Raw genomic sequence first — 13,705 nt, 5'->3', positions numbered from 1 at the left:
AGTGCTTCAGCACTACTTCGCCGGGCCTCACCTGGGGCCGGAGACAGTATCCTTTGCTTGACAAGCCCTGCCCCAAAAGAGAAGCCGCCCATGTGGGGCGGCCTTTTTTGGCGTCGAGGAAGAGACAGCCTACAGCGAAGAGGTGATCTGCAGGGAGTCCACGCCGTCCTCGCGGTAGATGTCGTCGCGGAACTGGACGACGCCCGGCCCGGTCGACCAAGCGGTGACGTAGAGGAAATGCACGGGCACCGGATTGGTGACGGCGACAGGACGGTTCTCGCCGGTCTTGATCGCGGCCTCGAAGCTCTGCCGGTCCCAGCCCGGCGTGTCGCGCAGGATCCAGGTGACGAGGTCGCGCACGTTCTGCACGCGCACGCAGCCCGACGAATCGAAGCGCATCAGCTTGTTGAACAGGCTCTGCTGCGGCGTGTCGTGCATGTAGACGCCGTCGGGGCTGGGAAAGTTGATCTTCACCGACGCCATGGCGTTGTTGCTGCCCGGATCCTGGCGGAAGCGATACTTCGTCGCCTCTTCCGTCGACCAGTTGACGTTGAGCGGGTCGACCTCGCTGCCGTCCGGCGCGAACAGGCGGATGTGGCTGTCCTTCAGGTAGTTGGGGTCCTTGCGCATCAAGGGGATGATGTCCTTGCGCACGATCGAGACCGGCGACGTCCAGTACGGATTGACGATGATCTCGTTGATCTTGGAATTGACGATCGGGGTCTGGCGGTCGATCTTCCCGACGATTGCCGTATGGCGCAGCACCACGCGCCCGTTCTCCACCGCCTCGATCTGGGCGGCGGGGATGTTGACCAGCACGTAGCGGTCGCCGAGCGTACCCACCTTTTCGTTCAGCCGGCCGAGATTGGTCTGCAACTGGCCGAGCCGAACCGGCGCCGGCACGTTCATGGCGGCGAAGGTGTATTTGCCGGTCGTGCCGTCGGCGGGCAGGCCGTGGCGAAGCTGGAAGCGCTTGAGCGCGGCATCGACATAGGAATCGAAGGCCTGCGAAATGCCGGCGCTCTGCGGCAGGTCGCCCGAAACCATCAGCCGCTGGCGCAACGGCATCACATCGGCATCGGAAACGCCGAGGCGCAGCTTCTTGGTATCCGGCACCTGCGGCCAGCCGCCGCGCGAAACGATATCCTGGTATTGCGCGATCGCCTGCTCGGTATAGTTCACCGTCTGCGGGCTGAAGATCGGCAGGGTGGAAGCCACCTTCGTGCTCTCGCCCCCGCGCGCGTCGAACGTGTCGTTCCAGTTGCCGGCCGTTTTGAAGATATCGCCCAGGACGTCCTGTGCGTTCGCCCGGCCGGCCACAAGGCTGGCGGCAAGCGCAGTCGCTCCGGAAAGAAAAAAGCGGCGGCTGGTGATCATCGGCTTTCCAGACATCTTAAGCAGTTCGACCCATCGGTTCGGCTCAGGGCGGCTCGCCTACCCTAGGCGGCCATCCTTAACAATCAGCCAACCATGTTTCACATCGCGGTGCGCCGGACGCGCGACCGCACGGACTTCCAACAGGAGGTTCATCCTCGCTTTCATCCGAATATGGCGGCAACGTGACGTTGCGGCGTCCCGGCGCCGCGTGGCGGGGCGGAAAGGGACGGACCGTGCCTTTTCGGCACCGGTCCACGGAGCAGACCCGCGACCGCGCCATGCGAACCTACATGCGGTAGGCGATGGTGTCGTTCCAGAAGCGGTCGAGGCGCTGCAGCGCACGGTTCATCTGCTTGAACTCGTCCTGGTTGATGCCGCCGACCTGTTCGATCGAGCCGATGTGACGCTCGTAGAGCCCGCCGACCATCTCGGCCACTTCCTGGCCCTTTTCCGTCAGGCTCACCCGCACGGAGCGGCGGTCGATGCGCGAGCGCTGGTGGTTGATGAAGCCCAGGTCGACCAGCTTCTTGAGATTGTAGGACACGTTCGAGCCCAGATAGTAGCCGCGGGAGCGCAGCTCACCGGCGGTCAGCTCGGCTTCGCCGATGTTGAACAGCAGCAGCGCCTGGATGGCGTTGATGTCGGAGCGGCCATTGCGGTCGAACTCGTCCTTGACGACGTCAAGCAGACGACGGTGCAATCTCTCGACGAGTTGGAGCGATTCCATGTAGAGCGAACGGATCGTCTCGCGACGGTCGTCGGATACATTGGTGGCCTTCGCGGCAGCGCGCTGGTTGATCATTGTCTTTGCCTCTCGTTTGTCGCCTGGTGATTTTTTGTTTTTCTCACCTTGGTCGCGACACTATCGAATGCATATAAAATTCGACTTAAACACCAAGGCTAACAAGAGCTTACCGGGAGGCTGCTTCCAAAGAGGCTTAACGAAGGGTCATCCGCTGGAGAAGAATTAACCTAAAACTTGAACGGCTTTCAGGCCGCTGTCTCGCGGCTCGCGCGCCGGTCGCGCAGATGGAGCACGACGCGAAACGCCAGATAGACCAGCGCCACCAGCACATGCGCGGTCACGATGGCGCGGCGCTCGCCGAAGAGCTGCGGGAAGCCCGCATACATGACCGTTTCGGTCGCCGCGCAGATGAACCAGATCACCGGCCCCCAGGACGTGAGCATCCACAGGCCGGCGGCGGCGAAGGGAAACAGCACCGCCAGCGTGGCCGACACCGTCCGCCAGTGCATGGGCATCAGGTCGAAGCGCCACAGAGCGCCGGGATAGATGCCGATCAGCCGCACCCAGTAGAACACGCCGAGCAGGAGGCAATAAGCGGCCATGAGGCGCTGGAACCAGGCGAAAGCGACGTCGAGGCGCGACGGTCCGAGCATGACGCGCTGCCGCACCATCTCGCTCACAGGGCCAGTTCCCCGCCGCCAAGCGGTGCGAAATACGCGTCGATGTCGGCCCTGGCGACGGCGTCGATCGTGGCGGGCCGCCACGCCGGTTTCCTGTCCTTGTCGATGACGGCGGCACGAATGCCTTCGTAGAAGTCGTGGCCGGCCAGCATGCGGTTGAGAATGCGGAATTCCATCTTCATGCATTCGTCCATCGAAAGTCCCTTTCCCGCCCGGATCTGGCGGAAGGCGACATGCAGGCTGGTGGGCGAGCGGCTCCCGAGTGTCGCCAGGGTGCCGGCGGCGAATTCGTCGGCCGGCGCGGCGCGTTCCAGCCCGGCCACCACCTCCTCCAGCGTACCGGCCGAGAAATACGCCTCGATCGCCTCCAGCATGGAGGCATCGGTCTCGCGCGGCACGTTCCGGCAAAGACGGCGCAACGCAGTGTCCGCATCGCCGCCGCGCACCAGTTCCTCGACAAGAGCCGCCTGGTCGGCCGCCCCGACGGCATGGGTGGCGAGCCCGCAGCCCACCGCGTCTCCGTAGCGGATACGCTCGCCGGTGAGGCCCAGATACATGCCGAAGCCGCCGAGCGCAGGCAACAGATGGCTGCCGCCGACATCCGGGAAGAAGCCGATGCCGACCTCCGGCATGGCGAACTGGGCGTTTTCCGTCATGACGCGGTGCGAACCATGAAACGACACGCCGACGCCGCCGCCCATGACGATGCCGTCGATCAGCGCCACGTAGGGCTTGGGAAAACGGGCGATACGGGCATTGAGCCTGTATTCGTCGGCGAAGAAGGCAAATGGCGGCTTGCCCGCCCTGCCCGCCTCATAGATGTGGGTTATGTCGCCGCCGGCCGAAAAGGCCCTGCCCTCGCCCCGGATCAGGACGACGGATACGCCTGGATCCGCCTCCCAGGCGTCGAGCGCCTTGGCCAGTGCGTCGACCATGCGGTGGGTGACGGCGTTGAGCGCCTGCGGCCGCGTCAGCGTGACGAGCCCTGCCCGTCCCGCGCGCTCGAAGCGGATCTCCTCGCCGCCGCCAAAATCCATCAACAAACCCGTCCAGAAAGCCTCGATATCCCGCTCCGTGCTAAGCGGCGGTGGCGACTACGTCAATGGCAAGCCATGCCCCGGCCTGCGCCGTCATACCAACCATGCCGCATTGGTCTGCGGCGCGCATCGTGCTAAAAGCCGCCCCATTCCGGAGAAGAGCCATGAACAAATTCACCCCCGCCAAGCCTGCCGGCGCGCGCAGCGTAAACGAGATCACCGGCTCCCGGCGCCTGAGGCGCATGCGCAAGGCCGACTGGTCGCGCCGCCTGGTGCAGGAAAACAGGCTGACCGTGGACGATTTGATCTGGCCGATCTTCATTGTCGAAGGCGAGAACCGGCGCGAGCCGGTGGACGCGATGCCGGGCGTTTTCCGCCTGTCGATAGACCTTGCGGTGAAGGAGGCCGAACGCGCGGCAAAGCTCGGCATTCCGGCGCTTGCCACTTTTCCCAACGTGGAGATGGGCCTGCGCGACCAGACCGGCTCGGCCATACTCGACCCGGAAAACGTCATCAACCGCGCCACGCGCGCCATCAAGCGGGCCGTGCCGGAGATCGGCCTCATCACCGATGCGGCGCTCGACCCCTTCACCAGCCACGGTCATGACGGCATCCTGCGCGACGGCGTCATCGTCAACGACGAGACTGTGGAGCAGGTGGCGGCCGCGGCCGTCATCCAGGCCGCCAGCGGCTCCGACATCATCGCTCCCTCCGACATGATGGACGGGCGCATCGGCGCGATTCGCGACGCGCTCGACGCCAGCGGCTTCCACGACGTGGCGATCATGTCCTATGCGACCAAGTTCGCCTCGGCTTTCTACGGTCCCTATCGCGACGCCATCGGAACCGCCGGCCTGCTCAAGGGCGACAAGAAGACCTACTACATCGACCACGCCAATTCGGACGAGGCCGTGCGGGAGGCCGAGCAGGACGTTCTGGAAGGCGCCGACATGCTGATGGTCAAGCCCGGCCTGCCCTATCTCGACATCATCCGCCGGCTGAAGGACGAGTTCGCGCTGCCCACCTTCGCCTACCAGGTGTCGGGCGAATATTCGATGATCCAGGCGGCAAGCGCCAATGGCTGGATCGACGGCGAGAAGGTGATGCTGGAATCGCTGCTCGCCTTCAAGCGCGCCGGCTGCGACGGCATCCTGACCTATTTCGCCCCGCGCGTCGCCGAAATGCTGAAGGGCTGAGCGCGCAACGATTGGAATTCCCATGCCTCGCGCTAAAATGGACCCATGAGCCGGAGCGAGATCATAGAGCGGTTGCAGGGGAATGCCGACGCCATTCGGAAGATGGGCGCCACCTCGCTCTATCTGTTCGGCTCCGCGGGGCGGGATGAGGCCCGCCAGGACAGCGACCTCGATCTTTTCATCGACTACGATCCTGCACGGCATTTTTCGCTGATCGACCTTGTCGGCATCAAGCAGTTTCTGGAAGAGCGGATGGCGACGGAGATCGATATCACCACGCGTGACAGCCTGCATCCGCTGCTCAAGGACGAGATCGAGCAATCCGCCACGCGCGTGTTTTGATGAGGCAGCGACGGATCGAGCCCGTTCTGGCGGAGATAAGCGAAGCGCTCGACGGCATCGCGCGGGCGACGCGCGGCAAGACGCTCGATGATTTTCACGACGACTGGCTTCTGCGCCACGGCGTCGAGCGTGGTATCGAGATCATTTCCGAAGCCGCGCGCCACATTCCCGACCCATTGCTCGAACTCGCGCCCGAGATCCCCTGGAAACAGGTGCGCGGCATCGGCAATGTCCTGCGCCACGAGTACCACAAGACTTCTGATCCACTCGTGTGGGCAGTCGTTACGGAAAGCCTGCCCCAACTGCGCCAAGCCATCGATCGGATAAGCAAATCACTGGGGTCAAGCCCCACAGGCGAAAGCAATGGCCTATGAACGGCGCATCTTCCCATCCGATCCGTTGAGCCGCCCATAGCTGCATGAAAATGATGAAATCCGAAGCGGCCGAGCCCGCCCACAACATCCACTGGCGGCGCAATCTCGCCGTGTGCCTGGCCGGCTCCTTCACCACGCTCATCGCCATGACGCTGCTGTTGCCGTTCCTGCCGCTCTATGTGGAGGAACTGGGCGCAGAGGGCCACGCCGCGGTCGTGCAATGGTCGGGCATCGCCTATGGCGCCACCTTTTTCGCCGCGGCGCTGGTGGCCCCGCTCTGGGGCCGTCTCGGCGACCGCTACGGGCGCAAGCTGATGCTCGTGCGCGCCTCGCTCGGCATGGCGGTGTGCATGTCGCTCATGGGAATGGTGCAGAGCGTGTGGCAACTCGTGGCGCTGCGCCTGCTGATTGGGCTGGCCGGCGGCTATTCCTCCGGTTCCACCATCCTGGTGGCCATGCAGACGCCGAAGGAGCGTTCCGGCTGGGCGCTCGGCACCCTGGCGGCCGGCATCATGGCCGGCAATCTGGTCGGGCCGCTGGTGGGCGGCGCCCTGCCGCCGCTGATCGGCATCCGCGCCACCTTCCTCCTGGCCGGCGCCATCATCTTCCTTGCCTTCCTGGCCACCACCTTCCTCATCAAGGAGGAGCCGCGAGCCGCGCCGCCCGCCAGGACCGCCAGCGGCAAGGAGAAAGGCGGCTGGGCACAGGTGGCGGACAAACGCCCGGTGGCCGCCATGCTGGCGACCGGCATGCTGCTGATGTTCGCCACGATGTCGATCGAGCCGATCATCACCGTCTACGTGGCGCAACTGGTCGGAAATGCGGGCCGCGTCACGCTGGTTTCGGGCATCGTCATGTCGGCTGCGGCGCTGGGCAGCATCCTTTCGGCATCGTATCTCGGCCGTCTGGCCGACAGCGTCGGACACTGGACCGTCATCATCGGCGCGCTGGCGGTCGCGGGCCTGCTGCTGGTTCCGCAGGCCTTCGTCACGCAGAGCTGGCAACTGATGGTGCTGCGCTTCCTGATGGGGCTGGCGCTGGGCGGGCTCCTGCCCTGCATCACCAGCGTCATCCGCCACAACGTTCCCGAACGCGTCGGCGGCAACGTGCTCGGGCTTTCGGTGTCGGCCCAGTATGTCGGCCAGGTGGCCGGCCCGGTGGCCGGGGGCTTCATCGGCGGCCATTTCGGCATGCGCGCCGTCTTCCTCGCCACGGCCGTGGTGATGGGCGTCGGCGCGGCCGCCAACTGGATCGTCCGGACCCGGCTTGAAGGCGCTGCCGCAAAGGCCGGCCAACCACGCGAAACGGAGACTTCGACACAATGAGCCTCGACATGCCGACCGACGCAACCGGCCGCGTCCTCGTCTTTGCCGCAGGCATTGCGGGCGCCGCCGGCGTGGCGCTGTCGGCGGCCGCCGCGCATCTGGGCGGCGCCTTCACCGGCACGGCCGCCTCCTTCCTGCTCGCCCACGCCCCGGCCCTGCTCGCCGCCGGCCTCGCAGGCGCAAGCCGCACCCTGCGCGCCGGCGCGCTCGTCCTGCTCCTCGGCCTGGTCCTTTTCAGCGGAGACCTGCTGGCCCGGGATTTCCTGGGAAGCAGGCTGTTTGCCTTCGCCGCCCCGGCGGGCGGCACGCTGCTCATAGCGGGCTGGGTGGCGATCGCCGTTTCGGCCTTTGCCGGCCCGCAGCGCAGGCCCTGACGCCGCGGGCTTGAATTCGCCCAGGCGAAAAACCATCTCACAGGCAAAGCGGCCGGCCTGCCCCGGCCCGAAGGAGCAAGATGGACAACACGGCCCGCATCATCGACGGCGAGATCATCCCATCCAGCCTGGACGATTACCGGCTGTATTCCGGGGTGCGCACGCGCCGCATCTTCGCCTGGCTGATCGACTATCTGATGATCGGCCTGCTCACCATTCCCTTCGCCATCCTGGTCTTCCTGCTGGGCGTGCTCACCCTCGGCCTCGGCTGGATGCTGTTTTCATTCCTCGTGCCGGCAGTCGCGGCCATCTATGTCTGGAACACGCTGGGCGGCCGCAACCAGGCGACCTGGGGCATGAGGATGATGGACATCCGCCTCGAGCGGCTCGACGGCACCCGCATCGACGGGCTGACGGCGGTGGTGCACACGGTGCTTTTCTGGGCCGCCAACGTCATCCTCACGCCGCTGGTGCTGCTGGTGACGCTGTTCACCGACCGCAAGCGCACGCTGCACGACCTGTTGCTGGGCACCGTGGTCGTCCGCGGCGACCGCTAGGGTCAGGCCCCCCGGCACGCCTTCCACCGCCTACCTCGAAATGTGAAGACCGGCGAATGGCCGGTCCTGCACAATCCTGTTGAATTTTTCGCGGCCCGCGCCAAGGTAGGGTGATTCCCGGGAGCGAATTCAGGCTCGATGACGCAGCATCCGAATCCGACCCAGTCGCCGCAGTTCTTCCTGACGGCGCCCTCGCCTTGCCCCTATCTGGAGGGCCAGTTCGAGCGAAAGGTCTTCACCCATCTGGTCGGCGAGAAGGCCACCGAGATGAACGACCTGCTCACCCAGGGCGGATTCCGCCGTTCGCAGAACATCGCCTACCGGCCCGCCTGCGAGACCTGCCGCGCCTGCGTTTCGGTGCGCATACTGGCAGACGAGTTCAAGCCCGGCCGCAACATGCGCCGGGTGATGCAGCACAATTCCGATCTCGTCGGCGTCATGCACGAAGCGGTGCCGTCGACCGAGCAATATTCGCTGTTCCGCGCCTATCTCGACGCCCGCCACCGCAAGGGCGGCATGTCCGACATGACCGTGCTCGACTACGCCATGATGGTGGAGGACACCCATGTCGACACCAAGGTGATCGAATACCGGAGGCGCGGACCGGACACCTTCATCACCGGCAAGGGCCAGGGCGACCTGATCGCCGTGGCGCTGACCGACAAGATGGCCGACGGCCTGTCCATGGTCTACTCCTATTTCGACCCGGACATGGAGGGGCGCTCGCTGGGCACCTTCATGATCCTCGACCACATCGCCCGCGCCCAGGCCATGGGCCTGCCCCATGTCTATCTCGGCTACTGGGTTAATGGCTCGCGCAAGATGAGCTATAAGATGCGTTTTCAACCGCAGGAGCATCTCCGCCCCAAGGGCTGGGAACGCTTCGGCGGCATATAGCTGAAACGCCGGCCCGTCTCCCAGCCAGAAAGGCTCCCAAACGCTGCCGTTGCACATTGACGGAGCTTTTGCGTGCCCGCCTCCCGCCACAGCCACGACCATGCCAAGGGACTGCTGATCACCGCCATAGGCGGCATGACGCTGACCGTGGACATTCCGCTGATCCGTCTTGCCGACGGCGAGCCCTGGTCCATCCTGATGCTGCGCACCGGCACGACCTTCCTGGCCGCGCTGGTGGTGTGGACGATCTGGCGCGCGGTCACGCCCAAGGCGCCGCCGCTCATCCCGGGCCGCACCGGCCTGGCGGTGGCCGCGCTCTACGGCGTCGGCTCGATCACCTTCGTCACCGCCGTGTTCCACACCACCACGGCCAACCTGGTGTTCATCCTCACCTTCAACACCATGTTCGCGGCGCTTCTGTCATGGCTGTTCCTGAAGGAGCGTCCGCGCGCGGCCACCTTCCTGGCGATGGCGGCGATGGTCGTGGGCGTCGGCATCATCGTCGGCGGCTCGATCGGTTCCGGCAACCTGTTGGGCGATGTGATGGCCATGTCGTCCGCCTTCTGCATCGCCTCGGCGCTGACCATTTCGCGCGCCAGCGGCAAGGACATGGGCTTCACCGCCCTGGTGGGCGTGGTGCTGCCTTTCATCGTCGCCGTCATCATGGTGCTGAATGTCGGCTATGCGGTGAAGGAGCCCTGGTGGATCATCTTCAACGGCGCCGTCATCATGCCGATCTCGTTCTTCTGCCTCGCCACCGGGCCGCGCTTCATCTCGGCTCCGGAAGTGGCGATGTTCTACCTGCTGGAGACGGTGCTGGCGCCGGTGTGGGTGTGGATGGTCTTCGCCGAGGTGCCCTCGCGCGACAGCCTGATCGGCGGCGCCATCCTGATCGTGACGCTGGTGGCCCATTCGCTGTGGCAGATCCGCCAAGGGCGAAGGCGGCGCGCCGCAGCGGTGGCGGTGCGTCACCCGGCCTGAGAGTGCTCCGGCGTCCTTTCGGGCGGCGCCGGCGGAAGCGCCTCGACGGAAGCGGCAGCGGCAGGAACCTCGGCCGCCCCCTCCGCCACGGCGGCGTCCGACACCTCGACCTCGTGCACCCATTCGCGCCAGATCGCCACCAGCAGGGCCATCAGCACCGGCCCGATGAACAGGCCGAGGAAGCCCATGGTCTTCACCCCGCCGATCAGGCCGAAGAAGGTGGGCAGGAAGGGCAGCTTGATCGGCCCGCCCACCAGCTTGGGCCGGATGGTCTTGTCGACGATGAAAAGCTCGACCGAGCCCCACAGGAACAGGCCGAGCCCGGCGAACAGCGAGCCGCTGGCGGCGAGGTAGATCGACACCAGCGTAAAGGAGACCGGCGCGCCGCCGGGGATGAGCGCCATCAGGCCGGTGAGCGCGCCGAGCGTGACCGGCGAAGGCACGCCCGCCAGCCAGTAGGCCGTGCCCAGCACCACGCCTTCGCCGATGGCGATCACGGTCATGCCGGTGACGGTGGAGGAGATGGTGGCCGGGACCACGCGCGAGATGCGCTCCCAGCGCATCGGCAGGATGCGCTCGCCCAGCCGGTCGACCTGCGCGGCGAAGCTTTCGCCGTCGCGATAGGCGAAGAACAGCGCGATCAGCATGAACAGGATGGTCAAGAGCAGCGAGAACGCGCTGCCGCCCGCGGCCAGCACGGTCTGATAGATCGAGCGGATGTTGGCGCCGCTGACCAGATAGATGATCTCGCCGATGCCGCCGGGATGGCCGAGGCGCTGCGTCCATTGCTCGTCCAGCCATTCGCCGACGCCCGGCAAGGCCGCGATCCAGTGCGGCGTGGCCGCGCCCAGCCGGTTGGTCTCGAACGCCCACGACACCCATTCGCGGATTTCGTTGATGGCGTAGCTGCCGGCCATGAAGATCGGCACGATGAGGAAGGCGAGGATGAGCAGGATGGCGATGGTGGCGGCCACGGTGCGGTTTCCGCCCAGGGCATCGAGCAGGCGGCGATAGAGCGGCCAGCTCGCAAAAGCGATGACCAGCGCGGCCAGCACCGGAAACAGGAAGCCGTGGAAGAAATAGACGCCGGCCGCCACGATCAGCACCAGCAGCCAGCGCGCCGCCGACAAGGGCGGGATGACGGCCGAGCGCACCGGCGCCGGCACGCCGAACAGACGCGGCTCCTTCGGCTGCTTCCTCACGTCAGGCTGTTTCAATAGGCATTCCTCGATCCTGGCAGGCCTCGGCTTCGCCGGCCTGCCTGCCGTCCTACCGCTTCATAGTGCAGCAATAATGACGAGAGTCCAAACGTTCCGCAGCCGCCCCGCGCTCGATATGCCGTTTCCGCATGCGAGCCGGTTCCGGCAAGGCTAACCGAACTTTCCGGTGCGCGGAAAGCCCTTCGGCACCATGCGGCCGGCGGAGGCGCGCGCGCCGATCCATTCCGCCAGTTCGGCCTGCGAGCGGGTGAAGGTGCGCTCGGCCGAATCCTGCCAGGAAAGCCCCGCCTCCAGCGCGAAGGTCTTCAGGTCGAGAACGCCGCCGTCCTTGTATTTCTGCAGCCGCACGCCCTTGCCGCGCGTCATTTCCGGCACTTCGGACATGGAAAACACCAGCATCTTGCGGTTCTCGCCGATGACGGCCACGTGGTCGCCCTCGGCCGGCACGCAGATCCTGGCCTCGTCGGGCGCCTTGACGTTCATGACCTGCCGGCCCTTGCGGGTGTTGGCCACGACCTCCGTCTCCGGCACCAGGAAACCGTTGCCCTGATGAGAGGCGAGCAGGAGCCTGCGGCTCGGGTCGTGGACGAAGGCGGTGACGATGTCCTGGTCGTTGTCCATGTCGACGATGATGCGGATGGGCTCGCCATGGCCGCGCCCGCCCGGCAGCCGGTCGGCGCCGATCGTGTAGAACTTGCCGCCCGTGGTGAAGACCAGGATCTTGTCGGTGGTCTGGGCGTGGAAGGCGATCTTGAGCCCGTCGCCCTCCTTGAAGGAAAGCTGCGAATAGTCCGACAGGTGGCCCTTCATGGCCCTGAGCCAGCCCTTTTGCGACACCACCACGGTGACCGGCTCGCGCTCGATCATGGCATGGGCGATGTCGGTCAGGTCGTGCTCGGGCGCGTCGGCGAACTGGGTGCGGCGCGGGCCCAGCTCAGTGTTCTCCTCGGGACCGAAATCGCGGCGGATCTTCTGGATCTCCCAGGAAATGGTCTTCCACTGCTTCTCCTGCGAGCCGAGCAGCGCCTCGATCTGCTTCTTCTCCGCCGAAAGACCGTCGAATTCCTTGCGGATCTCGAATTCCTCCAGCTTGCGCAAGGCGCGCAGGCGCATGTTGAGGATGGCTTCCGCCTGGGTGTCGGTCAGATCCCAGCGCGCCATCATCACCTGCTTGGGCTCGTCCTCCTCGCGGATGATGCGGATCACCTCGTCGATGTTGAGATAGGCGATCAGATAGCCGGCCAGAATCTCCAGCCGCCGCTCGATCTCGGCGAGCCTGTGGCGCGAGCGGCGGATGAGCACGTCGCGGCGATGGTCGAGCCACTCCCTGAGCACGTCCTTCAGCGAAAGGACGTTCGGCACCTTGCCCCGCGAAAGCACGTTCATGTTGAGCGGGAAGCGGCTTTCCAGCTCGGTCAGCTTGAACAGCGATTCCATCAGGAGGCCCGGATCGACGGTGCGGCTCTTGGGCGCCAGCACGATGCGGATGTCTTCCGCGCTCTCGTCGCGGATATCCTCCAGCAGCGGCAGCTTGCGGGCCAGCAGAAGCTCGGCGATCTTCTCGATCATGCGCGACTTCTGCACGCCGTAGGGGATTTCGGTGACCACGATCACCCAGGTGCCGCGGCCCTGGTCTTCCTGGTGCCACCTGGCCCGCACGCGGAAGGAGCCGCGGCCGGTCTCATAGGCTTCCAGGATGGAGGCGCGGCTGTCCACGACGATGCCCCCGGTGGGGAAATCCGGGCCCTGAACGAAATCCGTCAGCTTCGACACCGGCGCGTCGGGATGGTCGATCAGATGGAGCGCGGCGTCGCACAGTTCGGCGGCGTTGTGCGGCGGGATCGAGGTGGCCATGCCGACGGCGATGCCGGAAGAACCGTTGGCCAGAAGGTTCGGGAAGGCGCCGGGCAAAACCACCGGCTCCTCGTCCTCCTCGTTGTAGGTGGGGCGGTAGTCGACCGCATCCTCGGTGATGCCGGCCAGGATTTCGGTGGCCACATCGGTCATGCGCGCCTCGGTGTAGCGCATGGCGGCGGCGTTATCGCCGTCGATGTTGCCGAAATTGCCCTGGCCGTCGACCAGCGGGTAGCGCATGGAGAAACTCTGCGCCAGCCGCACCAGCGCGTCGTAGATCGACTGGTCGCCATGCGGATGGAACTTGCCCATGACCTCGCCGACGATGCGGGCGCATTTGGCGAAGCCCTGGTCGGGGTTGAGGCGCAGCAGCCGCATGGCATGCATGATGCGCCGGTGCACCGGCTTCAGCCCGTCGCGCACGTCCGGCAGGGCGCGGTGCATGATGGTCGACAGAGCGTAGGCGAGATAGCGCTCTTCAAGCGCCTTTTTCAAATCTACCGGCTCGATGTGGTCGTCGCCGCCATTTCCCGGCGGCAGGAGGCTTTTTCCCATGGTTTCCGACTAGCCGAGCCGCTGATTCGCGGCAAGGGGCGCGTTCGTCAAGGCCGCCCGCGGCACAAAGCCGTTACAGTCGCCCGGCATGCTGGCGCCGGCAATGCAGGCGCGGGAAGGCCGGTCATGACCTGTTCACCGAGTTGCATCAGGACCATGCGGCGCGATTGCCTTTTTGCGCGAATTTCGGC

Annotated in this window: 14 protein-coding genes; 8 read left to right on the top strand and 6 right to left on the bottom strand. The window is 65.7% G+C overall.

The window, feature by feature from the left end:
* Window positions 1-129 precede the first annotated feature (129 nt).
* The 4 genes from ACTDI4_RS11290 to ACTDI4_RS11275 all read right to left on the bottom strand — a co-directional run bounded on the left by ACTDI4_RS11290 (window position 130) and on the right by ACTDI4_RS11275 (window position 3,839).
* Window positions 130-1,377 carry a L,D-transpeptidase family protein gene (locus ACTDI4_RS11290; protein ID WP_442841229.1) on the bottom strand — a complete coding sequence of 416 codons (1,248 nt, stop codon included), beginning with the start codon at window positions 1,375-1,377 and terminating at the stop codon, window positions 130-132.
* Between the two features lie 286 nt (window positions 1,378-1,663).
* Entirely contained in the window at window positions 1,664-2,179 is a 516-nt protein-coding gene (ldtR, locus tag ACTDI4_RS11285) for a transcriptional regulator LdtR (RefSeq protein ID WP_442841228.1), read from the bottom strand.
* Between the two features lie 188 nt (window positions 2,180-2,367).
* Window positions 2,368-2,802 (bottom strand): DUF6163 family protein, encoded by a 435-nt coding sequence (locus ACTDI4_RS11280; RefSeq protein ID WP_442841227.1) that lies wholly within the window; start codon window positions 2,800-2,802, stop codon window positions 2,368-2,370.
* Window positions 2,799-3,839: an enoyl-CoA hydratase/isomerase family protein gene (locus ACTDI4_RS11275; RefSeq protein WP_442843334.1), complete on the bottom strand. Its 1,041-nt coding sequence runs from the start codon at window positions 3,837-3,839 to the stop codon at window positions 2,799-2,801. Before ACTDI4_RS11275 ends, ACTDI4_RS11280 begins: the two co-directional genes overlap by 4 nt.
* Before the next feature lie 164 nt (window positions 3,840-4,003).
* Between ACTDI4_RS11275 and hemB the strand changes: the two genes are divergently transcribed.
* The 8 genes from hemB to ACTDI4_RS11235 all read left to right on the top strand — a co-directional run bounded on the left by hemB (window position 4,004) and on the right by ACTDI4_RS11235 (window position 9,885).
* Window positions 4,004-5,035 (top strand): porphobilinogen synthase, encoded by a 1,032-nt coding sequence (hemB, locus tag ACTDI4_RS11270; RefSeq protein ID WP_442841226.1) that lies wholly within the window; start codon window positions 4,004-4,006, stop codon window positions 5,033-5,035.
* Between the two features lie 45 nt (window positions 5,036-5,080).
* Window positions 5,081-5,377 carry a nucleotidyltransferase family protein gene (locus ACTDI4_RS11265; RefSeq protein ID WP_442841225.1) on the top strand — a complete coding sequence of 99 codons (297 nt, stop codon included), beginning with the start codon at window positions 5,081-5,083 and terminating at the stop codon, window positions 5,375-5,377.
* Window positions 5,377-5,751, top strand: a complete 375-nt coding sequence (locus ACTDI4_RS11260) for a HepT-like ribonuclease domain-containing protein (protein ID WP_442841224.1) — start codon at window positions 5,377-5,379, stop codon at window positions 5,749-5,751. The genes ACTDI4_RS11265 and ACTDI4_RS11260 overlap by 1 nt, the downstream gene beginning before the upstream one ends.
* A 50-nt stretch (window positions 5,752-5,801) precedes the next feature.
* Window positions 5,802-7,076 (top strand): multidrug efflux MFS transporter, encoded by a 1,275-nt coding sequence (locus ACTDI4_RS11255; protein ID WP_442841223.1) that lies wholly within the window; start codon window positions 5,802-5,804, stop codon window positions 7,074-7,076.
* Window positions 7,073-7,450, top strand: coding sequence for a DUF423 domain-containing protein (locus ACTDI4_RS11250; protein WP_442841222.1), 378 nt, complete (start codon window positions 7,073-7,075; stop codon window positions 7,448-7,450). Before ACTDI4_RS11255 ends, ACTDI4_RS11250 begins: the two co-directional genes overlap by 4 nt.
* An 80-nt stretch (window positions 7,451-7,530) precedes the next feature.
* A complete protein-coding gene (locus ACTDI4_RS11245) occupies window positions 7,531-8,007 on the top strand; it encodes an RDD family protein (protein WP_442841221.1) in 477 nt (158 codons plus the stop codon).
* Between the two features lie 138 nt (window positions 8,008-8,145).
* Window positions 8,146-8,904: an arginyltransferase gene (locus ACTDI4_RS11240; protein ID WP_442841220.1), complete on the top strand. Its 759-nt coding sequence runs from the start codon at window positions 8,146-8,148 to the stop codon at window positions 8,902-8,904.
* 72 nt (window positions 8,905-8,976) lie between these two features.
* Window positions 8,977-9,885: a DMT family transporter gene (locus ACTDI4_RS11235; protein WP_442841219.1), complete on the top strand. Its 909-nt coding sequence runs from the start codon at window positions 8,977-8,979 to the stop codon at window positions 9,883-9,885.
* On the opposite strand, the gene ACTDI4_RS11230 is transcribed toward ACTDI4_RS11235, so the two are convergent.
* On the bottom strand, window positions 9,873-11,102 hold the full coding sequence (locus ACTDI4_RS11230; RefSeq protein ID WP_442841218.1) for an AI-2E family transporter: 1,230 nt from the start codon (window positions 11,100-11,102) through the stop codon (window positions 9,873-9,875). The genes ACTDI4_RS11235 and ACTDI4_RS11230 overlap by 13 nt on opposite strands.
* Window positions 11,103-11,255: 153 nt before the next feature.
* Window positions 11,256-13,514, bottom strand: coding sequence for a DNA topoisomerase IV subunit A (gene parC / locus ACTDI4_RS11225; protein ID WP_442841217.1), 2,259 nt, complete (start codon window positions 13,512-13,514; stop codon window positions 11,256-11,258).
* Between the last annotated feature and the right edge of the window lie 191 nt (window positions 13,515-13,705).

Source organism: Mesorhizobium sp. PUT5 (genome assembly GCF_052216645.1).
In the GTDB taxonomy this organism is placed as follows: domain Bacteria; phylum Pseudomonadota; class Alphaproteobacteria; order Rhizobiales; family Rhizobiaceae; genus Mesorhizobium.
This window is presented reverse-complemented; position numbering and strand designations above follow the sequence as displayed.

Excerpts from the sequence above, each read along its gene's own strand:
- ACTDI4_RS11260 (WP_442841224.1), top strand. The coding sequence starts at position 5,377 with ATGAGGCAGCGACGGATCGAGCCCGTTCTGGCGGAGATAAGCGAAGCG.
- ACTDI4_RS11245 (WP_442841221.1), top strand. The coding sequence starts at position 7,531 with ATGGACAACACGGCCCGCATCATCGACGGCGAGATCATCCCATCCAGC.
- ACTDI4_RS11275 (WP_442843334.1), bottom strand. The coding sequence starts at position 3,839 with ATGGATTTTGGCGGCGGCGAGGAGATCCGCTTCGAGCGCGCGGGACGG.
- ACTDI4_RS11255 (WP_442841223.1), top strand. The coding sequence starts at position 5,802 with ATGATGAAATCCGAAGCGGCCGAGCCCGCCCACAACATCCACTGGCGG.
- ACTDI4_RS11250 (WP_442841222.1), top strand. The coding sequence starts at position 7,073 with ATGAGCCTCGACATGCCGACCGACGCAACCGGCCGCGTCCTCGTCTTT.
- hemB (WP_442841226.1), top strand. The coding sequence starts at position 4,004 with ATGAACAAATTCACCCCCGCCAAGCCTGCCGGCGCGCGCAGCGTAAAC.
- parC (WP_442841217.1), bottom strand. The coding sequence starts at position 13,514 with ATGGGAAAAAGCCTCCTGCCGCCGGGAAATGGCGGCGACGACCACATC.
- ACTDI4_RS11290 (WP_442841229.1), bottom strand. The coding sequence starts at position 1,377 with ATGATCACCAGCCGCCGCTTTTTTCTTTCCGGAGCGACTGCGCTTGCC.
- ACTDI4_RS11240 (WP_442841220.1), top strand. The coding sequence starts at position 8,146 with ATGACGCAGCATCCGAATCCGACCCAGTCGCCGCAGTTCTTCCTGACG.
- ACTDI4_RS11265 (WP_442841225.1), top strand. The coding sequence starts at position 5,081 with ATGAGCCGGAGCGAGATCATAGAGCGGTTGCAGGGGAATGCCGACGCC.
- ldtR (WP_442841228.1), bottom strand. The coding sequence starts at position 2,179 with ATGATCAACCAGCGCGCTGCCGCGAAGGCCACCAATGTATCCGACGAC.